Consider the following 22,259-nt stretch of genomic DNA (forward strand, 5'->3'; position numbering starts at 1 on the left):
AACTCTCCCGCCAAATTACGGGTGAGTAACCGGGGCCGGGAAGTTACGCGACGGTAAAGCTTCTGCCGAGGGGGTGCGCGCGAGGCGGGGCGGCACGTGTACGGGCCGGGCTGCGGCCACGGTGCGGGCCGGTGGTSGCAGCACCCCCGCTGCGCGCGGTGTCCTCGAACGCCGGACGGGCTGGGGTGGTCGGGGTGTGTCCGCCCCGTGCGGGCCGGTGGTSGCAGCACCGCGCTGCGCGCGGAGTCCTCGAACGCCGGACGGGCTGGACACGCGTGCCGAGGTGGCCTGGTCCTCGGACGGCACACGGGCGAGCGGGCCGGGCCCAGGTCACTTCAGCCCGTCCGGCGATTGAGGACACCCGCGCGCAGCGGGGGTGCTGCGACCACCGGCCCGCACCGTGGCCGCAGCCCGGCCCGTACACGTGCCGCCCCGCCTCGCGCGCACCCCCTCGGCAGAAGCTTTACCGTCGCGTAACTTCCCGGCCCCGGTTACTCACCCGTAATTTGGCGGGAGAGTTGTCGTGCGCACCGCAACTTCGGTCATCCCCACTCCCTTGAGCCGCAAGGAGAACGACCGATGCTGCCCTGGAAACGCGCCATCAGACCCCTGTCAGCCGTGCTGCTCGCCCTCGCCCTCGCCCTCACCCCCGCCGTCACCGCGACCGCCGCCCAGACCGCGGCCGCGCCGAGCAGTGGCTGGAACGACTACCGCTGCAAGCCCTCCACGGCCCACCCCCGGCCCGTCGTCCTCGTCCACGGGACGTTCGGGAACTCCGTCGACAACTGGCTCGTCCTCGCCCCCTACCTGGTGAAGCGCGGCTACTGCGTCTTCTCCCTCGACTACGGGCAGCTCCCCGGCGTGCCCTTCTTCCACGGCCTCGGCCCGGTCGCGGAGTCGGCCGTGCAGCTCGATGCCTTCGTCGGCCGCGTCCGCGGCGCCACCGGTGCCGCGAAGGTCGACATCGTCGGCCACTCGCAGGGCGGCATGATGCCCCGTCACTACCTGAAGTTCCTGGGCGGCGCCGCCGAGGTGAACGCCCTCGTCGGCATCGCGCCGAGCAACCACGGCACCACGCTCGGCGGGCTGACCAGGCTGCTCCCGTACTTCCCCGGTGTCGCCGGACTGATCGGCGAACACACCCCCGCCCTCGCCGACCAGGTCGCGGGATCCGGCTTCCTCACCCGGCTCAACCAGGGCGGCGACACCGTCCCCGGGGTCCGCTACACCGTCATCGCCACTCGCTGGGACGAGGTCGTCACGCCCTACCGCACGCAGTACCTCAGCGGGCCGAACGTCCGCAACGTGCTGCTCCAGGACCTGTGCCCGCTCGACCTCTCCGAGCACGTCGCCATCGGCACCCTCGACCTGATCGCCTTCCACGAGGTCGCCAACGCACTCGACCCCGCCCATGCACGCCGGACGACCTGCGGGTCCGTCCTCGGCTGAGCCGCACGACGAGGGCCGCCGTGCACCCCGATGGGTGCACGGCGGCCCTCGTCGTGCGTCGACGCCGGTGTCAGCGGCCGTGGCGCCCGCCGGCCGCCGCGGGCCGGCGGCGGCCCAGTCCGAACAGTGCCGCCGCGCCGATCGCGAGCGCGGCGGCCCCGCCGGCCGCCAGGTACGCCGTGCTGCCGTCCCCACCCGTCTCGGCGAGGTTCTCGCCGTCGTCCGAGGTCCCGGGGGCCGCCGGGGACGGGGAGGCGGCCTCGGCCGCCTCGGGTGCGTTCGCCCCGCCCGCCGTCTCCGGGGCCGCCGCCGCGTCCGCGGGCGCCTCCGCCGGGGCGCCGCCGTGGCCCTCGTGGCCGTCGCCGCCGTGACCCCCGTGGTCCACGGTCGACTTGTCGGCGCCCTCCGCGATCTCCTCGTCCGAGGGGGCCGAGGCGGTGGGCGCGGCGCCGGTGCCGCCTTGGCCGAACACCACGTCGGAGCAGGTGTAGAAGGCCTCGGGGGAGTCCGAGCGCTGCCAGATCGAGTAGATCAGGTGCCGGCCCGAGCGGTTCGGGACGATGCCCGTGAACGTGTACGCGCCGTTCTCCAGCTTCGGGTCGGTGACCTTCGCGAACGGCTTCTCCTCCAGGTCGGACCATGCCAGCGGCTTCGACGGGTCGTAGCCCTCCTTGGTCACGTACAGCTCGAACGTGCCCTTGTGCGGGGCGGTCGCCTTGTAGGTGAAGGTGCGGTTCCCCGCGGACATCGCGGACGAGGGCCAGTCGGCGCGGGGCAGGTCGAGCCCCTTGTACTTGTCGCGGCCGGCGCTGCAGAGCCTGCCGTCCGGGATCAGCTGCCGGTGGTTGCCCGCGGCGTTGGCGATGTTGACCTCGTTCCAGTCGTACAGCGGCTGCGTGCCGCCGGCCGCGACCAGTGCCTTGCACGCCGCCGAGACCGGGCTCTCCGGACCTTCGGCGAAGCAGGCGGAGATACGGCTGACCGGGTCCGTCATCGAGCCGTGCGCGGACGCCGGGACCGCGGCCAGCGAGACCAGCGCGAGCGGCGCGAGACCGAGTGCGGCGATCGTGGCGGTCCTGCGGCGAGCGGTCATGGTGGGGTTCTCCTTCGAAGCGGTGACGGGCTGACGGCCCGGTGCGGGGGTGGCGGCGCAGCCCCCGTGGAACGGCGCCGGCGACTTCCCCCGGACGGGTCCGGCGCCATGCAAGCTAGCCGCTCCGCACCGCGAAATCGCCTGCTGGGAAAGGGGAACGGGCATCCTTATGGTCCCGTTAAGGCGGTCCTAAGCGGGCGCTGAGACTGGCCCCGCCACGGCCCTGACGAGCCGCCCGCGCCGGCCCCGTCCGGGTGCGGGCGCCCGGGGCCCGGCCTACGTTGGTGGGGGTGTTCCGCGACGAGCCGGGAGCGAACGATGGCCGGGGAGATCTCCTTCTTCGAACTGGGTGTGGGCGACCCCGACCGGGCGCGCGCCTTCTACGGCGGCCTGTTCGGCTGGGTCTTTGAGGCCGGGACGGCCGAGGGCGGCGGCTACGCGATCCGTACCGGAGCAGCCCCCGGCGGAGTGCACGGCGGCGATCCCGGAGCCCGCCCGTACGTCTTCTTCCACGTCGACGCCATGGACGCCGCCTTGGCCCGGGTCCGCGAACTCGGCGGCCGGGTGGACGAGACGGAGCTGGGCGGCGACGAGGAGACGGTCGCGCGGTTCGGGCGCTTCCTCATCTGCGAGGACGACCAGGGCTCGGCCTTCGGCCTGCACGAGCCCCCGCCCGCCTCCTGACCCCGCCCCCGATCCCGGCGCGGCGGTTCGGCCGGACCCGGCGGCGGCGCCGCTCGGGGCGGCCCGTTCCCCCGTACCGCAGCGTCACCGCGGCTCGGCCGGTGTCGGCGAAGTACTCCGGACGGCGCCGGGCGCTTCAGATCGTGCGACGGCAGCGTCACGGGACGCGTCGGCACGCCGTTCTCGGTCGCGGTCCACGCCGTGGTCGCGGTCCTGCCCTCGTGGCAGCTGCTGAACACTGGCGACTGCGGCTGTTCGGACGTGCGGAATTGCCCGGATCCGGAATGTCCCTCTGCATGGTGAGGCCGGCCCGCTTCGGTCCCACGACCCTGTCTCCCGCGGTCCGCTGCGGACGAGTGTGCTGTCCCGGAGGCATGGGCCGGAGCACAGCCCCGTGCGGCTGGCCGGCGGATGGCGTGTGGACTCGATGCCGGAGGAGCGTGGTTCCGCCACCGCACCGGACACCGTCCTCTCGCTGTGCGAGGTGCCCGACACCGGCTCAGGTCCCGGCGGGCAGATGGACCGAGGCGAGTTTGGCCGGGTCGACGACGATGTGGATGCCGGTGATCCGGCCTTCGGCGACGGTGAAGGCGATGAGGGAGAGAGGGGTTCCGTCGGGGCGCCAGGACATGTGGCCGGGGTTGCCGTCGACCAGCACGGGCCGTTGGCGGGCGACCTCGCCGGAGAACATGCGGGCCCCGGAGGCGACCTTGGTGGCGCCGAGGGTGACGACCACGCCGTCGGAAGTGTCGACGGTCAGCTCCACGTTCGGGTCGAGGACACGCAGCAGTGCTTCGAAGTCGCCGCTACGGGCGGCGGCGCCGAATGCCCGGACGACCTCCCGGTGCTCGCGGCCGGAGCCCGCCGGACGGTCCGTGGCGCGGACCTTGCGGCGGGCGCGGCTGGCGACCATCTTGGTGGCGGCGGTGGACTTGCCCAGGATCCGGCCGATTTCGTGGAACGGGACTGCGAACATGTCGTGCAGGACGAACGCCAGGCGCTCGCTCGGGGTGAGCGAGTCGAGCACGACGAGCAGGGCGAGGCCGACCGAATCGGCCAGCGCCGCCTGCTCGTCCGGCGCGGGGTCATCGTCGGGTACCACCACGAGGTTCGCGAACTCCTGCTCGTAGGCGATTTCGGGGTGGGCTCGGCGGGATCTCAGGAGGTCCAGGCTGATTCGGCCGACCACCGTGGTCAGCCAGCCCGCCAGGTTGCCGATGGTCGCCGCGTCCTGACGGACGAGGCGCATCCAGGCTTCCTGGACCACGTCCTCGGCGTCGGCGTGTGAGCCCAGCACGCGGTACGCGACGGCGCGCAGCCGATCGCGCTGGGCTTCGAACGCCTCGGTCACAAGGCCGGACGGGTGGGCGGTCACGGCTTGCGCTGCTGACGGAGCGAGACCCGGTTGCCGTCCGGGTCCACCGCCTCGATGCGCACCCCGAACGGATAGTCCTCGGGCTCGGGCTCCTCGAAGACGACGCCGCGCTGACGCATGATCTCGAAATCCTTTCGCAGATCGTCGGATTCGAGGATCAGCGGACCAGGCGCGCCCGTTTCCCCCGGCTGTCCCGCGGCCGCCGCATGCGACCACAGGATGATCTGCACCGGGCTGTCGGGAACCCCGACGGTGAGGAACCGTCCGTCGGGCCCCGGGAAGTCGAGCCGCTTTTCCAGGCCCAGTCCCTCGGTGTAGAAGTCCAGTGCGCGGTCCTGATCGGTGACGTAGATCGTCACGTACATGATCTTGTTCAGCATCCTGCTCTCGATTCACTCGCTGAGGCGACCGTTCGTATGCGGTCGTCGCTCTCATGACGAGTGCCGACGGGAGAAGGTAACAGGACCGGTCCGCGGGAGCCGACGGGAGAAGGTGACAGGACCGGTCCGCGGGAGCCGACGGGAGAAGGTGACAGGACCGGTCCGCGGGAGCGGAGACGGAACACGCCTCACCGCTAGGTCAGGCGAGAGGCGAGGGGGCGCCCCCTGAGCCGGCAGGCCGAGCGAAGGGGCCCGGCACACCCCAATGTGCCGGGCCCCCGTCATGGGCGGCTGCCGCCGGGCGGCTGGGCCCGCGCGGCCCCCGGGCTCAGCCGGTGGTGAGGAGTCCGGGCAACCCGGCCCCCCGGGCGAGGAGTTCGAGCTCGTCGAGGGCGCGCACCGCGGCTCCGGCCGCCTGCGGGTCCCGCTCGGCGAGCCCGCTCGCGGCGAACTCGTCCTCGTCCAGACGCAGCACCTCGGCGCCGTCCGCGGACACCCAGAGGTCGAGGTCCAGGTCCTCCACCTCGACCTCGTCGCCGGTGCGCACCGCGGGCCGGGTGATGTCGCAGTACCAGCCCTTGAGCCCGCCCGCGCCGGTGCGCACCTCCTTGACGGCGTACCACCGGTCGCGCCAGTAGTGCTCGGTGAACACGTCACCCGGCTCGAACCGCACGAAGCCGAAGTCGCGCACCCCGGGCGCGGCCCACGGAGCCCGGACCACCAGATGGGTGCCGTCGTCGTGGACCAGCGCGGCGGGGTAGCGGATCTTGGTCGCGCCGGCCTTCACGAGCCGGACCACGACCTCAGACGATGTCGCGGACATGCCGTACCTCCGTGGCGCACACCTCGTAGCCGAACCAGTCGTTGATCGCCAGCATCGGCGCGTTGTCCGCGTCGTTGCTGGTGAACGCGTCCGTGAAGCCCGCGGCGCGGGCGCGCCGCAGCGAGTCCGTCTTGGCGAGCTTGGCGAACCCCTTGCCCCGGTGGGCGCGCACGGTCCCCGTCATTCCGCTCAGATAGCGGGTTTCGCGGTCGGTCATCGCCGCGGTGAACGCCGCCACCTCGCCGTCCACCACCACGATCGTGGACAGGTCCCGGTCGAGCAGCGGCTGCTCCCAGGTGTGGCGGATCCAGTCGTCGTAGTCGGTGAAGTCCGTGGCGACGTCGCCCGGTTCGTCGGAGGTGGCCTCCGCGTCGGCGGCGAAGACGGGGCGGGGATCGTCCGCGTAGTCCGCCGCCGTCCGCAGTTCCACCCCGGGCGGCGTCCTCGGGAGCTCCGGCAGCGTGCCGGACGCCAGGTCCAGGCGCTGGAAGTGTGCCGTGCGGCTGGGACGGTAGCCCCGCTTGGCGGCGAACGCCCGTGCCTCGGGTGTGTCTTCGACCCAGGCCAGGAGCGACCGCGCCCCCTCGGCGGCCAGATGCTCCTCCGCCGTGCGCAGCAGCAGCCCGCCCGCGCCCCGGCCCCGGCGACCGGGCAGCACCAGGGGATCGGCGAAGGAGAAGCCGGGCTCGGCCGCGTCGTACGCGATGCCGGTGTGCGCCATGCCGATGACCTCGCCGTCCTCCTCGGCGATCATCAGCCGGTACTTCTTCGCGGGGTGGGCGGTCCGCACCCCGTGGAGCACCGAGTCGGCGGTGGTCACGTCGAACGGGAGCGCGGCCCGCCGCAGCCGGGTCACGGCGTGGGCGTCCCCGGCGCGGAAGTCGCGCACGATCACTGTCATGGGGCCGCACGCTACGTCGCGCCGCGCGGCCCCGCCTCCCAATTACCCGCCGGTGGGGGAGAATCTGCCCGTGACGCTGAACATCACCATCGATCCCGGGGGCGCCGACGCGCCCTACGAACAGCTCCGTGCCCAGATCGCCGGCCAGGCGCGCTCGGGCGCCCTCCCGGTCGGCCACCGGCTCCCGACGGTCCGGGGCCTGGCGGAGGAGCTGGGCCTCGCGGCCAACACCGTGGCCAAGGCGTACCGGGCCCTGGAGGGCGACGGGGTGATCGAGACCCGGGGCCGCAACGGCACGTTCGTGGCGGCCGCCGGTGACGAGGCGGAGCGCCGGGTGGCGTCGGCGGCGGCGCGGTTCGCGGCCGAGGCCCGCCGCCTCGGGGCCGGCGAGGAGGCCGCGCGGAGCGCGGTGGAGGACGCGCTGCGGGTGGCGTACGGGAAGGACTGACGCCCCCGGGCGTCCCGGGGGCGGGGCGTCACAGGTACAGCCCGGCGTCCGCGCTCGTGCCCGGCGCCGGCACCGAGGCCGGTGACGTGCCCCGGCGCAGCGCGAACAGCTCCGCCAGCGTCGCCCCTTCGCGGCCGACGCCCTTCTCGGTGCCCAGCCAGGACACCGCCTCCGGCCGGGTCAGCGGCCCCACCTCGATCCGGGCGAGGCAGCGACCGGGCCGGACGACCGCGGGGTGGAGCCGTTCGAGGTCCTCGTTGGTGGTGACGCCCACCAGCACGTTGCGCCCCTGCCCGAGCAGTCCGTCCGTCAGGTTGAGCAGCCGGGACAGGGCCTGGCCGGCGGTGTGGCGCGCCTCGCCGCGGATCAGTTCGTCGCAGTCCTCCAGCAGGAGCAGCCGCCAGCGGCCCTTCGCGGTGCCCTCGTCCTCGCCGATCGCGATGTCCATGAGATAGCCGACGTCGTTGAAGAGACGCTCCGGGTCCAGCACGCAGTCCACCTGGCACCACTCGCGCCAGGACCGGGCGAGAGTCCGCAGCGCCGAGGTCTTGCCGGTGCCGGGCGGGCCGTGGAGCAGCAGCAGCCGGCCGGCGATGTCGTCGGGCGTCACCGTCATCAGGCGGTCCATCGCCCCGGCCACCGGCGCGGTGTAGTTCGGGCGGATCTCGTCCCAGGTGCCGGCCGCGATCTGCCGTGTGGTGCGGTGCGGGCCGCGCCGGGGCGAGACGTACCAGAAGCCCATGGTCACGTTCTCCGGCTGCGGTTCCGGTTCGTCGGTCGCGCCGTCGGTGGCCTGCGCGAGCACCTTCTCGGCCAGTTCGGAGCTGACGGCCGTCACGGTGACGTCCGCTCCCCGGTTCCACCGGGAGACCAGGACCGTCCAGCCGTCGCCCTCGGCGAGGGTCGCGCTGCGGTCGTCGTCGCGTGCGCTGCGCAGCACGGCGGCGGCGGGCGGCAGCAGAGTAGCGCCCGCCCGGACGCGGTCGATGGTCGAGCTGTGCGAGTACGGCTGCTCGCCCGTGGCGAAGCGGCCGAGGAACAGCGCGTCGACGACGTCGGACGGGGAATCGCTGTCGTCGACGTTCAGCCGGACCGGCAGTGCGTCATGGGGGTTGGCGGACATACGGCACATGATCCGGCACACCACCCGCCGCCGCACCGTGTTTTGCCCGGAGCGGCGCGGGAGCGGCGCGGCAGGGGTGGTGGCGGGAACCGGGCGCGCCGGACGCCCGGTTCGGCCCGCTTGGCTCCACCTTGGGGGTCCTTGATCCAGGAGGCCGACAACCCGTCAGTAACATCTTTGGCATGAACACTTCCTGTCGGGTGGGTCCGCTGGTACGAAAGTTCCCGCAGAGATCCTGCGCACCGCCTGGGAGGTTCCATGAAGCTGTCCCGTCTCGCGGCACTCTCGTCCTCGATCGTCCTCGGCGCCGTCCTCGCTCTCACCGGAGCGGGTGCGGCACAGGCCGACACCTCGGCCGCCGCCCTCGACTACGTGGCCCTCGGTGACTCCTACTCCTCCGGTGTGGGAGCGGGCAGTTACGACAGCGCCAGCGGGGACTGCAAGCGCAGCACCCGTGCGTACCCCAAGCTCTGGGCGGCGGCCAACGCCCCCTCCTCGTTCGCCTTCACCGCCTGCTCGGGAGCCCGCACCAACGACGTGACGGCCAATCAGCTGGGCCCGCTCAGCTCGGCGACCGACCTCGTGTCCGTCACCATCGGCGGAAACGACGCCGGTTTCGCCGACGTCATGACCACCTGCGTCCTGCAGTCCGAGTCCACCTGCGTCAACCGGGTCGCGCAGGCCAAGGCGTACGTCGACAGCACCCTGCCCGCCCGGCTCGACTCGGTGTACTCGGCCATCCGCGCCAAGGCGCCCGCCGCACGCGTGGTGGTCCTCGGATACCCCCGCTTCTACCAGCTGAACGGCAACTGCATCGCCGGTCTGAGCGAGGGTGAGCGGGCGGCGATCAACGGCGCGTCGGATCACCTCAACGCCGCCGTCGCCAAGCGGGCCGCCCAGCACGGCTACACCTTCGGCAGCGTCGTCGGGACCTTCACCGGCCACGAGATCTGCTCGGGTTCCTCCTGGCTGCACAGCCTCAACTGGCTCAACATCGGTGACTCGTACCACCCGACCGCGGCCGGCCAGTCCGGCGGCTACCTGCCCGTCCTCAACGCCAACGACTGACGGCGCAACCGGACGGCCGCGCACGGCGGGCCCTGTCCCGGCGTCACCCGCCGGGGCAGGGCCGTCCCGTTCCGCCGCCCGCGGCCTCTCCCCGGCTCAGCCCGAGCCCGCCACCACCCACACCAGGGCCGCCACCACGAGCACCAGCAGGGCGATCCCGACCGCCAGCACGGCCGTGGCGTGCCGCCCTCCCTCCGGGCCCGGCGCGGGGCCGGCGGCCGGCGGGGAGCCGGCGGCGGGCCCCGGACCGTCGCCCCCCGGGGCCGCCGGGGCCGGGGCGGAGGCCGCGCCCGCCGTGCCGGCGCGCGGCTGCCCGCCCGCGCTCGCCAGGCGCAGCCGGTGCTCCGCCTCCGCGGCCGTCATCCGCTCCGCCGGGTCCTGCCGCAGCAGGCCCTCGATCACCGGCGCCAGTGCCGGCCCCGCCCGTTCGGCGACCGCGGGCCCGTCCCCGTCGGGGTAGCGGCCCTCGACCGCCGTGAACAGCAGTGCCCCCAGCGACCACAGGTCCGCCTCCGCTCCCGGCGCGTCCGCCGCCGAGGCGACCGGGCCGAGCGAGCCCGCGGTGCCGGCCGCGGAGGCCATCCCGAAGCCGGTCACCAGGATCCTGCCGTCGTTGGCGAGCAGGACGTTGGCAGGCTTCACGTCCAGATGCGCCACCCCCGAGGCGTGCGCCGCCCGCAGTCCCGCCAGCACCTCGGCGCCGATGTGCGCCGCACGGTGGGGCGTCAGCGGGCCCTCCCCTTCCAGCACGTCCGACAGTGCGAGCCCGCGGACCAGCTCCATGACGATCCAGGGGCGGCCGTCGCAGGTGGCCACGTCGTGGACGGCCACGACGTTCCGGTGGGAGACGCGGCCGGCGGTCCTGGCCGCGTGTTCCAGGCGCCCGTACAGCGCGCGGGCGGCGCCGGGGTCGGCGCCCGCGGGGCCGCGGACCTCCTTCAGGGCCACGTCCCGCTCCAGCAGTTCGTCACGGGCGAGCCACGCCACGCCCGTGACACCCTCGCCGATCCGCCCGATCAGGCGGTAGCGCTCCGCAATCAGCCGGCCCGCGTCCGGTGCTCCGGTCATGCCCTGCCCCCTGTCCGTGGTCCTCCCCGTGGCACCCTCCGGGGTGCCTCGGCCGTCATCAACTCGTGCGCGTACGCTGTCGCTTGAGGCGCAGTCAGCCGTCGGCGCCTCCGTGCCGGAACGATCCGGCGGTCCAACTCGCCCTGGAATCACTTGTATTCGGAGAGTAACCGTCAATCTCCGTACAGGTGTGGTGAATCCTGCAGGCGGGATACACGGGTGTACCGCCGGGGCGATAGGGTTAACCTGCCCGGGCCGGGTATCTCGTACGGGTGGGGAGTGACATGGATCAGATAACAGTTCGGAGCAGGGCGCGCGTGCCTGCCATCACCTGCGGGAGCGGCGCGACCAGTTCGCGTCTGGACCGCCATCTCGCGGTGCTCGGCGGACCAGCCGTCCCGCAGCGCGAGTCCGCCGAGGCGACGCTGCTCATGCGCGAGCTGACCTCGCGCGACGTGGCGCACCGGCGCCGGAGCAAGAGCGCGAGGGTCTCGCTGTTCGCCCCGCTGCGCAGGCTGCGCCGTTCCATCCTCGGCAGCCGCGGCTGATCCGACGGCGCGCGTCACCCCTCCCGCACACGGTTCCCACGTCACGCTCAGGCGACCACACCGTCCCGGCGCAGCGCGGCAGCGGTCTCTTCCGTCATTCCCAGGGCCCGCAGCAGCGCATCGGTGTGCTCGCCGAGTGAAGGAATCCCGCCCATCGGGGCCGGCGCCCCGCCCGGCAGCGTGATGGGCGGCAGCAGCGCGCGCAGCGGCCCCACCGGTGAGTCCACCTCCCGCCAGCGGTCGCGCGCGGCGAGCTGCGGATGCCCGGCCACGTCGTGCACGGTGTTCAGCCGTGCGCAGGCGATGCCCGCCGCCTCCAGCCGCTCGACGGCCTCCGCCGCCGTCAGACCGGCCAGTGCCCCGGCCACCACGGCGTCCGTCCTCTCCCGGTGCTCCGTACGGGCCGTGTTGGTCGCGAACGCGGGATGGTCCGCGAGCTCCGGCCGGCCGAGGACCTGTTCGGCCAGCCGCCGCCACTCCCGGTCGTTCTGCACCGACAGCAGCACCTGACTCCCGTCCGCGGTGTCGTACGCGTCGTACGGGGCGATCACGGCGTGCGCGAGGCCGGTGCGGGCCGGTGCCCGGCCCCCGTGCATCCCGTGGTGCAGCGGATGGCCCATCCACTCGGCGAGCGCGTCGAGCATGGACACCTCCACCGGCCCGCCGAGCCCCGTCGTGCCCCGCCGCAGCAGCGCGGCCAGCACACCGGAGAACGCGTACATCGCGGCGGCCACGTCGGCGGCCGGCACCCCCGCCTTGACCGCGTGCTCGGGCGTGCCCGTCACGGAGACCAGACCGGCCTCGCACTGGACGAGCATGTCGTAGGCGCGTTTGTGGGCGTAGGGCCCTTCGGGCCCGTAGCCGGAGATGTCCACGGCGACGAGCCGGGGGTGCTTCGCGCAGAGCGCGGCCGCGTCCAGCCCGAGCCGGGCCGCCGCCCCCTGGGCCAGGTTCTGCACGAACACGTCGGCGTCCGCCACCAGCCGGTGCACGATCTCCAGGCCGCGCGGATCCTTGAGGTCGACGGCGATGGACTCCTTGCCCCGGTTGCACCAGACGAAGTGCGAGGCGAGCCCGCGCGCGGCGGTGTCGTACCCGCGGGCGAAGTCCCCGCCGTCCGGGCGCTCGACCTTGATCACCCGTGCTCCGAGATCGGCGAGCTGCCGGGTGGCGAACGGGGCGGAGACGGCCTGCTCGACGGCGACGACCGTGATCCCGTCGAGGGGAAGCGGCTGGTGGTTCATGCCGGTCTGCTTATCGTGCGGGGCCCGCCCCTGTCATCCCCTCCACGCCCGGGGCCGTGCCGCGGCGGGGCGGAGTCGGCCGGCGGGCGGGTCCGCCCACGGCGGGCGCCCGGCGCCGTCCCCGCTCCCGCGGCTCACCCGGACCCCCCGCCGCGCACGCGGCGCCCCACGGGGTCAGAGCAGGGCGAACTGGCCGTCCMGGCSCTCCTCGCGGTGGTCGAGGACCGACGCCGGGCGGCGCGACGCGGCCGGTACCGGCAGGACTCCCGCCGCGCGCAGCTCACCGGCCGTGATCCGCGGGCCGTCGCGCAGGGGCGCCAGGCGCGGCCGCAGTTCCGCGAGGAGCGCCAGGACGGTGATCAGCTCCAGCAGTTCGGAGGTCCACTCCTGGGGCCAGACGGCCGGCCGCACCGCCTCCAGCGTGCCGGGCTCCGGCTCGGCCGCGCGGCGGGCGAACCACAGGTCGAGCACCCGGCCGCCCCCTGCCTCGAAATCCCACGCCCCCTCCGGCACGGGGGCGATGCGGCCCCCGTCGCCGATGAGCAGCGCCTCGTCCCCGGCGTCGTAGGCGAGCGTCAGCGGCCGCGGCGGCAGCGCCGCCCGGACGTAGGGGCGCCGCCCGCCCGGCAGCTTCGGCCGGGTCCCGCCGTGCGCGCCCCGCAGCTGGATCCCGGACGCCGCGCGCCCGAGCTCGACGCCCCGCGCCCACAGCGCGGCGTCCGCGGTCAGCGGCACGGCACACCCGGCGGGCGTACCGGACGCGGCCGCCACGCTCCAGCACAGCAGGTCCTCCGCCGACACGGGGTGCCCGTAGGTGCGGGCGAGCAGCCCGAGGAGTCCGGGCGCCACATTGGGCTCCTGCCCGCCCGGCCTGCGGTACAGCGGCCGGATCCGCCCCGGGCGGCCCGCCGGCGACCGCCCGTCCGGGAGCAGCGCGGTCACCACCAGGGCCGGTCCGCCGCCCCCGGGGACGTGCCCCTGCTCGACGGCGAACCGCTGCCGCCCGTCGCGCACCCGCCACAGCTCGGGACGGGCGACGTCGATCAGCCGGTGATCCGGTATCAGCCACTGCTCGTCGAACGCGCCGTGCAGCACCCGCACCGGCTCCGGGCAGCGGCCCTCCTCGCGGGCGATGCGGGCCGTGCCGCTCGGCTGCCCGGGCAGCTGGGCCACCGCGCTGTGCGGGGTGCGGGACCGGGTGGGGCGAAAGAGCCGTTCGCGCTCCGCGGGTCCCGCGCCGGTGAGCGCGTCCCAGCGGCCCCGCAGGGAACCGGCGTCGGGTGCCATCACCCAGTCGCGGCCGAGCCGCAGCGGGGCCACGGACCAGGGCATCAGGTCGTCCAGCAGCGGCACGTCCCCGGGGGCGGAGCCGTCACGGGGCGCCGCCGGCGCACGTCGTCCGGACTCCGCGCCGGGCGGCGGCCCGGCGTGGGGCGGGGACGTCGGCTCGGACGGGGTACGTGCGCTCACCGTGCGCATGGTAGTGAAACGCCTCCGCCGTCCGCACCGGTGCCGGGTGCCGCCCCCTCGGTGCGCCGCCGCCTCCCCGCGGCCGTCAGTCCGCCGCGTCCACCGTCACGGAGAAGGAGAACCTGTCGCCGCGGTAACGGATCCGGGCCACGTCCACCACCTGTCCGTCGGCGTCGTACGTCACGCCGGTGTAGTGCAGGATCGGGCTGAGCAGCGGGACGGAGAGCAGCCGTGCCGTCTCCGGGTCGGCCAGGCGGGCCTCGACGGTGTCCGTGATGCGGCTGATGCGGATGCCGAGCACGTCCCGCAGCACCTTGGTCATCGGCCAGCGCTCCAGGTCCGCGAGGTCGATGCGGGCCGCCGTCTCGGGACGGAGCGCGTTCTCCGCCCAGTTGGTCGGCTCGTCGGTGTCGCCGTCGCGGCGCAGCCGCCGGAAGACGACCACCTCCCCGGCGTCCGGGAAGTGCTCCGCCAGGTCGCCGGGGACCGGCTGCGGGCCGTGGCCGAGGATCGTGGTGCGTTCGCCGGACTGCTGGGCGACGATCGCGTCGATCGACCCCAGCAGCCGGCGGGGCGCGCCCCGCCGCGCCCCCGGCTCGATGAAGGTGCCGCGCCGCCGGTGGCGGCTGATCAGCCCCTCCTCCTCCAGCTCCTTGAGCGCCTGGCGCATGGTCAGGACGCTCACCCCGTAGTGCTGGGCGAGCTGCTCCTCGGTGGGCAGACGCAGGGACGCCTCGGGCGCCCGGCCCAGTATCGAGGCGCGCAGCGACTGCGAGACCTGGTACCACAGCGGCAGCTTGCGGTTCAGGACCAGCGAGTCGGGGGCGAAGGAGGTCACGGCATCTCCGTACACGGCATCTACCTACTACGGCCGGAAGTGGCGCTCAAGACCCTGCCACACGTTGTCGTACCCCTTCTGCAGGTGTGCGGCGCCGGCGGCCTGTGCGGTCGCGGTCACCGGCCAGCGGGTCTCGAACATGAACGCCAGCCCGTCGTCGATCCTCTGCGGCTTCAGCTCGGCGGCGCTCGCCCGGTCGAAGGTCTCCCGGTCGGGGCCGTGCGCGGACATCATGTTGTGCAGCGAGCCGCCGCCGGGCACGAAGCCCTCCGCCTTGGCGTCGTAGGCCCCCTCGATCAGGCCCATGTACTCGCTCATCACATTGCGGTGGAAGTAGGGCGGGCGGAAGGTGTCCTCGCCCACCAGCCAGCGGGGGGCGAAGACGACGAAGTCCACCCCGGCCAGGCCCGGGGTGTCGGAGGGCGAGGTCAGCACGGTGAAGATCGACGGATCGGGGTGGTCGTAGGAGATGGTGCCGATCACGTTGAAGCGGCGCAGGTCGTAGACGTAGGGCACATGGGTGCCGTGCCAGGCCACGACGTCGAGCGGGGAGTGGTCGTACGTCGCGGTCCAGAGGTTCCCGCAGAACTTGTTGACCACCTCGACCGGGCGGTCGCCGTCCTCGTAGGCCGCGACCGGGGCGAGGAAGTCCCGGGGGTTGGCGAGGCCGTTGGCGCCGATGGGGCCGAGTTCGGGGAGCTCGAAGGGCTGCCCGTAGTTCTCGCAGACGTAGCCGCGGGCGCTCGCGTCGAGGAGCTCGACGCGGAACCGGACACCGCGCGGGATGAGGGCGACCTCGCCGGGGCGGGCCGGCAGCAGTCCCAGCTCGGTCACCAGCAGCAGGCCGCCGCGCTCGGGGACGATCAGCAGCTCGCCGTCGGCGTTGCCGAAGACCCGGTCGGTCATGGCGGCGTTGGCGTGGTAGAGGTGCACGGCCATGCCGGTGCGCTGGGTCGCGTCGCCGTTGCCGCCGAGGGTCCACAGGCCGGCCAGCCAGTCGGTGCCGGGGGCCGGCTCGGGGAGCGGGTTCCAGCGCAGCCGGTTGGGGTCGGGGACGGTCTCGGTGAACGGGGCCGTGCGCAGGCCGCCGTTGTCCGTGCGGACGAAGGCGGGGTGGGCGGCCGAGGGGCGGATCCGGTACAGCCAGGAGCGGTGGTTGCGGGCGCGGGGCTCGGTGAAGGCGCTGCCGCTCAGCTGCTCCGCGTAGAGGCCGAGCGGGGCGCGCTGGGGGGAGTTGCGCCCGTGCGGGAGGGCGCCGGGCTCGGCCTCGGAGCTGTGCTCGTTGCCGAATCCGGGGGAGAAGGACCCGTCGGTCAGCCCCTCGACGGTCTTCCGCGCCTGTTCGATGCCGCTCATCGCCGCTCCATGATGTCTGCGTTGACCCGTGCCGTGGCCGCCCACGAACTCATTCCTATGGACAACCGTAGGATTGCAGGACGGGTCCGTCAACGGCAACGGCCCGGCATCATGGGCGCGTGTCCCCGTCCCCTCTGCGCCGTGAACCCGTCCAGGCGCGCAGCGCCGACCGGCTCGCCCGGATCCTGGACGCCTGCGCCGAACTCCTGGACGAGTGCGGCTACGAGGAGCTGTCCACCCGCACGGTGGCCGAGCGCGCGGGCGTCCCCATCGGTTCCGTCTACCGCTTCTTCGGCAACAAGCGCGCCCTGGTCGACGCGCTGGGGCACCGCAATCTCGACCGCTACGCCGAGCGCGTCGCCCGCCGCCTGGGGCCGCCGGGCGCGGGGGAGTGGCGTGCGGTCGTGGACGTCGTGCTCGACGAGTACCTGGAGATGAAGCGCACCGTCGCCGGCTTCAGGCTGATCGACTTCGGCGCGCAGGTCCCGCTCGGGGCGCCCGTCACGGGTGTGAGCAGCGAGGTCCCCGACCGGCTGAGCGGCCTGCTCGCGGCCCAGCTGGGGCGCGCGGTGGACGAGGACCTGCGCCGCGCGGTGCTCGTCGCGGTCGAGGCGGCCGACGCGCTGCTCCAGCTCGCCTTCCGGGCCGACCCCGCCGGGGACGAGCGCATCGTCGCGGAGACCCGCCGGCTCGTCGGCGCCTACCTCGCCCAGGTGCTGGACGAGGGGCCGGCGGACCGGCGCCCGGGCTCCTGAGGCCGCGCGCACCCCTCTCCGGGCCCTGGGCCCCGCACCCGGCACCCGTCTCCCGGGCCCCGGAGCCGGCCCGCGCTGCCGGACGCCGTCGGGATGCGTCCGGGTGCGACAAGACCCTCCCCAGCATGCCTACCGGTCGGTATGCTCGCGGGTGACGGCATGCCACCGCCCCCGGGAGGACCTGTGTCCAGCACCGCAGCCGACGCGCCGACGACCCCGCCCGCTCCCGCCGGGAGCGACGGGGCAGCCGGGGCCCCGCCCGCCGCACGCACCGCCGTGCCGTCGCCGCAGGCCGGCCCCGGCACCAGGACCGCGCTGCGCGTCTGCCCTCTGTGCGAGGCGACCTGCGGGCTCACCCTCACCATCGAGGGCACCCGCGTCACCGGCGTGCGCGGGGACCGGGACGACGTCTTCAGCGCCGGCTTCATCTGCCCCAAGGGGGCCTCCTTCGGCGAGCTCGACGCCGACCCCGACCGTCTGCGCACCCCCCTCGTACGGGAGGACGGCGAGCTGCGGGAGGCGAGCTGGCAGGAGGCGTTCGACCTCGTCGCCGCCCGCATCCGCCCGCTGGTGGAGGAGCACGGGCCGCACGCCGTCGGCCTCGTCCTCGGCAACCCCAACGTCCACACGATGGCGGGCGCCCTCTACCCGCCCGTGCTGCTCGGCGCCCTGCGCACCCGCAGCCTCTTCACCGCCTCCACCCTCGACCAGATGCCCAAGCACGTCTCCAGCGGACTGCTCTACGGCAGCGCCCTCGCGATCCCCGTCCCCGATCTCGACCGCACCGACCACCTGCTGCTCCTCGGCGCCAACCCCCTGGAGTCCAACGGCAGTCTGTGCACGGCCCCCGACTTCCCCGGGAAGCTCAAGGCGCTGCGCCGCCGCGGCGGCACCCTCACCGTGGTGGACCCGCGGCGCACCCGCACCGCCCGGCTCGCCGACCGGCACGTCGCCATCCGCCCCGGCACCGACGCCCTGCTGCTCGCCGCGCTCGCGCACGTGCTCTTCGCCGAGCACCTCACCGACCCCGGCCGCCTCACCGACCTGGTCGAGGGCATCGCGGACGTCGAGACCGCCCTGGCCGACTTCACCCCCGAGGCCGTCGCCGCGGCCTGCGACCTGGACCCGGACGACATCCGGACCATGGCCCGCGAACTGGCGGCCGCCCCCACCGCCGCCGTCTACGGCCGCATCGGCAGCTGCACCGTCGAGCACGGCACCCTGGCCAGCTGGCTCGTCGACGTGCTCAACATCCTCACCGGCAACCTCGACCGCCCCGGCGGCGCCCTCTTCCCGCTCTCCGCCACCGACCGGGCCCCGCGGCCCGCCGCCCCGGGCAAGGGCTTCGCCCTCGGCCGCTGGACCAGCCGCGTCTCGGCCCGTCCCGAGGCGAAGGGCGAGCTGCCCATGGCGGTCCTCGCGGAGGAGATCGAGACCCCGGGCGACGGCAGGATCCGGGCCCTCGTCTCCATCGCGGCCAACCCGGTGCTCAGCGCCCCGGACGGGGACCGGCTCGACCGGGCGCTCACCGGCCTGGACTTCATGGTCAGCGTCGATCCGTACCTCAACGAGACCTCCCGCCACGCCGACGTCGTCCTGCCCCCGCCGCCGCCGGCCCAGAGCGCCCACTTCGACTTCGCGTTCAACGCCCTGGCCGTGCGCAACCAGGTCCGCTTCACCCCTGCCGCGGTGCCGCTGGAGGAGGGGCTGATGGACGAGTGCGAGATCCTCGCCCGGCTGGTCCTCGCCGTCTCCGGCATGCACGGCGCCGATCCGTCGGCGGTCGACGACATGGTCATCGGCTCCACCCTGGCCAAGGCGGTCGCCGACCCGCACTCCGCCGTCCACGGCCAGGACCCGGCGAAGATCGCCGCCGATCTCACCGGCGGCAGCGGGGCCGAGCGCCGGCTCGACATGATGCTGCGCCTCGGGCCCTACGGGCTGACCCTGGCCGACCTCGTGGAGAATCCGCACGGCCTCGACCTCGGGCCGCTGCGGCCCCGGCTGCCCGAGATCCTGCGCACCCGCAGCGGGCGGGTGGAGCTGCTGCCCGGCCCTGTCGCGGACGACCTGCCGAGGCTGCGCGAGGCGCTCGGCGAACGGCCCGCCGGGCTCGTCCTCGTCGGCCGCCGCCATCTGCGCTCCAACAACAGCTGGCTGCACAACGTGCCCACGCTGAACGGCGGTTCCAACCGCTGCACCCTCCAGGTCCACCCCGACGACGCGGCCCGCATCGGACTCGGCGACGGCGGCACCGCCCGGATCACCGGGGACGGCGGGAGCGTCGACGCGCCCGTGGAGGTCACCGAGGAGGTCCGCAGGGGAGTGGTGAGCCTGCCCCATGGCTGGGGCCACGACCGGGCGGGCGTCCGCCTGGCCGTCGCGTCCGCCCGCCCCGGGGTCAACGTCAACCAGCTCCTCGACGGCTCACGCACCGACCCCCTGTCGGGCACCGCGGTGCTGAACGGATTCCCGGTCGAGGTGGTCCCGGTCTGAGCCGGTCCCGTGCCGGGGGGTCCGCGCCCCCGGCACCCCTGTACGCAGCGCTGCCCGCCGGCCACCCGCTCGCCACGGCCGGGCCCCCGCCGGAGCTTCGGGCCCTCCCGGACCTCCCCCTGCCCCTGGCCCCTCGCGAACGCCCCGGCCTTCCGCGACGCGATCACCGGGGCCCTGACCGGCCTCCGGTCCGGTGACGTGCCGCGCCTCGGTCCGGCCTTCACCGACCTCCAGTCCACGCTGGTGGCCGTCGGGTCGGCCGCGCGGCGGGGAGACCCTGCCGCGCCGACGCACCTCCGCGTCGCGGTCACCCCGGTGAGCTGGGGTTCTGCTCGTATTGCTCACGTGTCAACACCTTGTTAACGGCAAATCACGGCACCTAACGTCGTCCGGGCCGCCGCCCCCCGGTGGAGTTCAAGGGTGAACGTTAGGTGTCCTGAATGCTGACAATCCTCGGCTTCACCATGATCGCGACCTTCCTGGTCCTGATCATGATGAAGAAGATGTCGCCGATCGCGGCGCTGGTCCTGATCCCGGCCCTCTTCTGCGTGATCGTGGGGAAGGGCGCCCATCTCGGGGACTATGTCCTCGAAGGTGTCGGCAACCTCGCCCCCACGGCCGCGATGCTGATGTTCGCGATCGTCTACTTCGGCGTGATGATCGACGTCGGTCTCTTCGACCCGATCGTCCGCGGCATCCTGCGCTTCTGCCGCGCCGACCCGCTGCGGATCGTGGTCGGCACGGCGGTGCTGGCCGCGATCGTCTCCCTCGACGGCGACGGTTCCACCACGTTCATGATCACGGTGTCGGCGATGTATCCGCTCTACAAGCGCCTGGGGATGAGCCTGGTCGTGATGACGGGTGTCGCCGCGACGGCCAACGGCGTGATGAACACGCTGCCCTGGGGCGGCCCGACCGCCCGGGCGGCGACCGCACTCGAACTGGACGCGGCCGACATCTTCGTCCCGATGATCCCGGCGCTCGGCGTCGGCCTCCTCTTCGTCGTCGCCCTCGCCTACGTCCTCGGCCTGCGCGAGCGCAAGCGCCTCGGATTCCTCTCGCTGGAGAAGGCCCTGGAGCCGCAGAGCGAGACGGTGCTGGTCGAGGCGGGCGGCACGGGTGCCGCCGGGGGCGCGGGCAGCGGCCCGGCGGGCACGGACACCCGCCCGGGCGGCGCGGCGGACGGGAGCGAACACGACGCGGCCGGCGAGGACTTCCCGGGACTCGACCCCGACCGGCCCACCCTGCGCCCGAAGCTCTACTGGTTCAACGCGGGCCTCACCGTCGTCCTCCTCGCCTCCATGATCATGGAGCTGCTCCCCATCCCGGTGCTGTTCCTGCTCGGCGCCGCGCTGGCCCTCACCGTCAACTACCCGTCGATGAGCGACCAGAAGGCCCGTATCGCCGCCCACGCGGACAACGTCCTCAACGTCTCCGGCATGGTCTTCGCCGCCGCCGTCTTCACCGGAGTCCTCACCGGCACCGGCATGGTCGAGCACATGGCCGACTGGCTCGTCGGCGCCATCCCCGAGGGCATGGGCCCGCACATGGCCGTGGTGACCGGGCTCCTCAGCCTCCCGCTGACGTACTTCATGTCCAACGACGGCTTCTACTTCGGCGTGCTGCCGGTCCTCGCCGAGGCGGGCGCAGCCCACGGTGTCTCCCCGCTGGAGATCGCCCGCGCCTCGCTCGTGGGGCAGGCCCTGCACATGTCCAGCCCGCTGGTCCCGGCCGTGTACGTGCTCGTCGGCATGGCGAAGGTCGAGTTCGGCGACCACACCCGGTTCACCGTGAAATGGGCCGCCCTCACCTCGCTGGTGGTCCTCGGTGCCGGCATCCTGTTCGGGATCATCTGACATGAGCTCCTCGCGGGGCTGGCTGCTGCGCCTCGTCATCGCGTTCGCCTTCGCGCAGGGCGCGGTGTCGATGGCGCGGCCCGCCGTCTCCTACCGGGCCCTCGCCCTCGGGGCGGACGAACGCGCCATCGGCGTCATCGCCGGTGTGTACGCGCTGCTCCCGCTCTTCGCGGCCGTACCGCTCGGCCGCCGCACGGACCACGGCCGGTGCGCCCCGCTGCTGACCGCGGGCGTCGCGCTGATCGCGGGCGGCTGCGCCCTCGGCGGCACGGCCGGCTCCCTGGGTGCGGTCGCCGCCTGGAGCGGGGTGACCGGGCTCGGTCACCTGTGCTTCGTGATCGGCGCCCAGTCGATCGTCGCCCGCCGCTCGGCGCCCGCCGAACAGGACCGCAACTTCGGGCACTTCACGATCGGCGCGTCCCTCGGCCAGCTGGCAGGACCGCTGGCGGCGGGCGCCGTGATCGGCGGGGACATGGGCCGCACGAGCGCCCTCGCGCTCCACGTCTCCGCCGCCGTCGCGGCGGTGGCCCTCACCTCGCTGTGGCGGATCGAGGCCCGGACCCGTCCGGCGCCCCGCGCCGAGCAGCAGGCCAAGGTGCCGGTGCGCGGCATCCTGCGCACCCGGGGGGTGCCGGCCGGGATCTTCGTGAGCCTCGCGGTGCTGTCGGCGACCGACATCCTCACCGCCTACCTGCCGGTGGTCGGCGAGCAGCGCGGCATCGCGCCCGCCGTGGTCGGCGGCCTGCTGTCCCTGCGGGCGGCCGCCACCATCGCCTGCCGCCTGGCGATGGGCCCGATGCTCCGGCTGATGGGGCGTACCGCGCTGCTGGCCACGACCTGCCTGGCCGGGGGCGTGCTGTGCGCCGCCCTCGCCCTTCCGGTGCCCCTGTGGGGCCTCGCGGCGATGCTGGCCGTGCTCGGCTTCTGTCTCGGGGTGGGGCAGCCGCTGTCGATGACGACCGTCGTGCGGGCGGCGCCGGAGCAGGCGCGGTCGACGGCGCTGGCGCTGCGGCTGACGGGCAACCGCCTGGGCCAGGTCGCGGCGCCCGCCGGGGCCGGGCTGGTCGCGGGAGTGGCGGGCGCGGCCGCGCCGTTCGTCGTGCTGGGGGTGCTGCTCGCGGCTTCGGCGGGGGTGGCCGTGCGGGCCTCCCGTCCGACCCGCGGGGGGCCGCCGCGCGGTGCTTCGGACGACGTTCCCGCAGCGGCTCCACAGGGGGCGCCGTCGCCCGGTCGGCACACATCCGGTATCGGCTAGTCAGGGCATATCTGACATCGTTTCAGCGT

Annotated in this window: 20 protein-coding genes and 1 pseudogene; 9 read left to right on the forward strand and 12 right to left on the reverse strand. The window is 74.1% G+C overall.

Going from position 1 to position 22,259, the window contains the following annotated elements:
* The first annotated feature begins 579 nt into the window (after positions 1–579).
* Positions 580–1,449 carry an esterase/lipase family protein gene (locus tag EAO77_RS25220; RefSeq protein ID WP_147990560.1) on the forward strand — a complete coding sequence of 290 codons (870 nt, stop codon included), beginning with the start codon at positions 580–582 and terminating at the stop codon, positions 1,447–1,449.
* Between the two features lie 70 nt (positions 1,450–1,519).
* Here EAO77_RS25220 and EAO77_RS25225 read toward each other — a convergent pair whose 3' ends face one another.
* Complete coding sequence (locus EAO77_RS25225; RefSeq protein WP_147990561.1) at positions 1,520–2,542, reverse strand: lytic polysaccharide monooxygenase; 1,023 nt, start codon at positions 2,540–2,542, stop codon at positions 1,520–1,522.
* A 318-nt stretch (positions 2,543–2,860) separates the two neighbouring features.
* Between EAO77_RS25225 and EAO77_RS25230 the strand changes: the two genes are divergently transcribed.
* A complete protein-coding gene (locus tag EAO77_RS25230; RefSeq protein WP_147990562.1) occupies positions 2,861–3,226 on the forward strand; it encodes a VOC family protein in 366 nt (121 codons plus the stop codon).
* A 34-nt stretch (positions 3,227–3,260) separates the two neighbouring features.
* On the opposite strand, the pseudogene EAO77_RS41460 reads toward EAO77_RS25230, so the two are convergent.
* From EAO77_RS41460 to EAO77_RS25255, 5 genes and pseudogenes are all read right to left on the reverse strand, one after another.
* Positions 3,261–3,362: pseudogene (locus tag EAO77_RS41460) on the reverse strand (two-component system response regulator); the annotation flags it as partial.
* Between the two features lie 363 nt (positions 3,363–3,725).
* The gene (locus EAO77_RS25240) at positions 3,726–4,601 is read right to left on the reverse strand and encodes a sigma-70 family RNA polymerase sigma factor (RefSeq protein ID WP_147990563.1); all 876 of its coding nucleotides are present in this window, start codon (positions 4,599–4,601) and stop codon (positions 3,726–3,728) included.
* A complete protein-coding gene (locus EAO77_RS25245; RefSeq protein WP_147990564.1) occupies positions 4,598–4,981 on the reverse strand; it encodes a VOC family protein in 384 nt (127 codons plus the stop codon). Before EAO77_RS25245 ends, EAO77_RS25240 begins: the two co-directional genes overlap by 4 nt.
* Positions 4,982–5,309: 328 nt before the next feature.
* The gene (locus EAO77_RS25250; RefSeq protein ID WP_147990565.1) at positions 5,310–5,804 is read right to left on the reverse strand and encodes a DUF402 domain-containing protein; all 495 of its coding nucleotides are present in this window, start codon (positions 5,802–5,804) and stop codon (positions 5,310–5,312) included.
* Positions 5,785–6,705 carry a GNAT family N-acetyltransferase gene (locus EAO77_RS25255; protein ID WP_147990566.1) on the reverse strand — a complete coding sequence of 307 codons (921 nt, stop codon included), beginning with the start codon at positions 6,703–6,705 and terminating at the stop codon, positions 5,785–5,787. Before EAO77_RS25255 ends, EAO77_RS25250 begins: the two co-directional genes overlap by 20 nt.
* Positions 6,706–6,775: 70 nt before the next feature.
* On the opposite strand from EAO77_RS25255, the gene EAO77_RS25260 reads away from it, so the two are divergent.
* Positions 6,776–7,153: a GntR family transcriptional regulator gene (locus EAO77_RS25260; RefSeq protein ID WP_261994133.1), complete on the forward strand. Its 378-nt coding sequence runs from the start codon at positions 6,776–6,778 to the stop codon at positions 7,151–7,153.
* Positions 7,154–7,181: 28 nt separating this feature from the next.
* Here EAO77_RS25260 and EAO77_RS25265 read toward each other — a convergent pair whose 3' ends face one another.
* Positions 7,182–8,276, reverse strand: a complete 1,095-nt coding sequence (locus tag EAO77_RS25265) for a DUF5925 domain-containing protein (protein WP_147990568.1) — start codon at positions 8,274–8,276, stop codon at positions 7,182–7,184.
* Positions 8,277–8,534: 258 nt separating this feature from the next.
* Between EAO77_RS25265 and EAO77_RS25270 the strand changes: the two genes are divergently transcribed.
* On the forward strand, positions 8,535–9,344 hold the full coding sequence (locus EAO77_RS25270) for an SGNH/GDSL hydrolase family protein (protein WP_147990569.1): 810 nt from the start codon (positions 8,535–8,537) through the stop codon (positions 9,342–9,344).
* Positions 9,345–9,440: 96 nt separating this feature from the next.
* Here the strand turns inward: EAO77_RS25270 and EAO77_RS25275 are convergent, their stop codons facing one another.
* Positions 9,441–10,412: a serine/threonine-protein kinase gene (locus EAO77_RS25275; RefSeq protein WP_261994134.1), complete on the reverse strand. Its 972-nt coding sequence runs from the start codon at positions 10,410–10,412 to the stop codon at positions 9,441–9,443.
* A 284-nt stretch (positions 10,413–10,696) separates the two neighbouring features.
* Between EAO77_RS25275 and EAO77_RS25280 the strand changes: the two genes are divergently transcribed.
* Positions 10,697–10,960 carry a hypothetical protein gene (locus EAO77_RS25280; protein WP_147990570.1) on the forward strand — a complete coding sequence of 88 codons (264 nt, stop codon included), beginning with the start codon at positions 10,697–10,699 and terminating at the stop codon, positions 10,958–10,960.
* Between the two features lie 47 nt (positions 10,961–11,007).
* Here EAO77_RS25280 and EAO77_RS25285 read toward each other — a convergent pair whose 3' ends face one another.
* From EAO77_RS25285 to hmgA, 4 genes are all read right to left on the reverse strand, one after another.
* Positions 11,008–12,204, reverse strand: a complete 1,197-nt coding sequence (locus EAO77_RS25285) for a CaiB/BaiF CoA transferase family protein (RefSeq protein ID WP_147990571.1) — start codon at positions 12,202–12,204, stop codon at positions 11,008–11,010.
* A 174-nt stretch (positions 12,205–12,378) separates the two neighbouring features.
* Positions 12,379–13,683, reverse strand: a complete 1,305-nt coding sequence (locus EAO77_RS25290) for a type ISP restriction/modification enzyme (RefSeq protein ID WP_410088714.1) — start codon at positions 13,681–13,683, stop codon at positions 12,379–12,381.
* A 76-nt stretch (positions 13,684–13,759) separates the two neighbouring features.
* On the reverse strand, positions 13,760–14,512 hold the full coding sequence (locus EAO77_RS25295; RefSeq protein WP_147990572.1) for a GntR family transcriptional regulator: 753 nt from the start codon (positions 14,510–14,512) through the stop codon (positions 13,760–13,762).
* 27 nt (positions 14,513–14,539) lie between these two features.
* A complete protein-coding gene (gene hmgA / locus EAO77_RS25300; RefSeq protein WP_147990573.1) occupies positions 14,540–15,868 on the reverse strand; it encodes a homogentisate 1,2-dioxygenase in 1,329 nt (442 codons plus the stop codon).
* A 119-nt stretch (positions 15,869–15,987) separates the two neighbouring features.
* Between hmgA and EAO77_RS25305 the strand changes: the two genes are divergently transcribed.
* From EAO77_RS25305 to EAO77_RS25320, 4 genes are all read left to right on the forward strand, one after another.
* The gene (locus EAO77_RS25305) at positions 15,988–16,623 is read left to right on the forward strand and encodes a TetR/AcrR family transcriptional regulator (protein WP_261994135.1); all 636 of its coding nucleotides are present in this window, start codon (positions 15,988–15,990) and stop codon (positions 16,621–16,623) included.
* A 276-nt stretch (positions 16,624–16,899) separates the two neighbouring features.
* Positions 16,900–19,119 (forward strand): molybdopterin oxidoreductase family protein, encoded by a 2,220-nt coding sequence (locus EAO77_RS25310; RefSeq protein WP_261994165.1) that lies wholly within the window; start codon positions 16,900–16,902, stop codon positions 19,117–19,119.
* A gap of 440 nt (positions 19,120–19,559) precedes the next feature.
* Positions 19,560–20,975, forward strand: a complete 1,416-nt coding sequence (locus EAO77_RS25315; protein ID WP_147990575.1) for a CitMHS family transporter — start codon at positions 19,560–19,562, stop codon at positions 20,973–20,975.
* Between the two features lies 1 nt (position 20,976).
* Positions 20,977–22,230, forward strand: a complete 1,254-nt coding sequence (locus EAO77_RS25320) for an MFS transporter (protein ID WP_147990576.1) — start codon at positions 20,977–20,979, stop codon at positions 22,228–22,230.
* Positions 22,231–22,259 lie beyond the last annotated feature (29 nt).

This window comes from Streptomyces sp. T39, assembly GCF_008042045.1.
Lineage (GTDB): Bacteria > Actinomycetota > Actinomycetes > Streptomycetales > Streptomycetaceae > Streptomyces.

Excerpts from the sequence above, each read along its gene's own strand:
- EAO77_RS25220 (WP_147990560.1), top strand. The coding sequence starts at position 580 with ATGCTGCCCTGGAAACGCGCCATCAGACCCCTGTCAGCCGTGCTGCTC.
- EAO77_RS25225 (WP_147990561.1), bottom strand. The coding sequence starts at position 2,542 with ATGACCGCTCGCCGCAGGACCGCCACGATCGCCGCACTCGGTCTCGCG.
- EAO77_RS25230 (WP_147990562.1), top strand. The coding sequence starts at position 2,861 with ATGGCCGGGGAGATCTCCTTCTTCGAACTGGGTGTGGGCGACCCCGAC.
- EAO77_RS25245 (WP_147990564.1), bottom strand. The coding sequence starts at position 4,981 with ATGCTGAACAAGATCATGTACGTGACGATCTACGTCACCGATCAGGAC.
- EAO77_RS25250 (WP_147990565.1), bottom strand. The coding sequence starts at position 5,804 with ATGTCCGCGACATCGTCTGAGGTCGTGGTCCGGCTCGTGAAGGCCGGC.
- EAO77_RS25255 (WP_147990566.1), bottom strand. The coding sequence starts at position 6,705 with ATGACAGTGATCGTGCGCGACTTCCGCGCCGGGGACGCCCACGCCGTG.
- EAO77_RS25265 (WP_147990568.1), bottom strand. The coding sequence starts at position 8,276 with ATGTCCGCCAACCCCCATGACGCACTGCCGGTCCGGCTGAACGTCGAC.
- EAO77_RS25270 (WP_147990569.1), top strand. The coding sequence starts at position 8,535 with ATGAAGCTGTCCCGTCTCGCGGCACTCTCGTCCTCGATCGTCCTCGGC.
- EAO77_RS25275 (WP_261994134.1), bottom strand. The coding sequence starts at position 10,412 with ATGACCGGAGCACCGGACGCGGGCCGGCTGATTGCGGAGCGCTACCGC.
- EAO77_RS25280 (WP_147990570.1), top strand. The coding sequence starts at position 10,697 with ATGGATCAGATAACAGTTCGGAGCAGGGCGCGCGTGCCTGCCATCACC.
- EAO77_RS25285 (WP_147990571.1), bottom strand. The coding sequence starts at position 12,204 with ATGAACCACCAGCCGCTTCCCCTCGACGGGATCACGGTCGTCGCCGTC.
- hmgA (WP_147990573.1), bottom strand. The coding sequence starts at position 15,868 with ATGAGCGGCATCGAACAGGCGCGGAAGACCGTCGAGGGGCTGACCGAC.
- EAO77_RS25315 (WP_147990575.1), top strand. The coding sequence starts at position 19,560 with ATGCTGACAATCCTCGGCTTCACCATGATCGCGACCTTCCTGGTCCTG.
- EAO77_RS25320 (WP_147990576.1), top strand. The coding sequence starts at position 20,977 with ATGAGCTCCTCGCGGGGCTGGCTGCTGCGCCTCGTCATCGCGTTCGCC.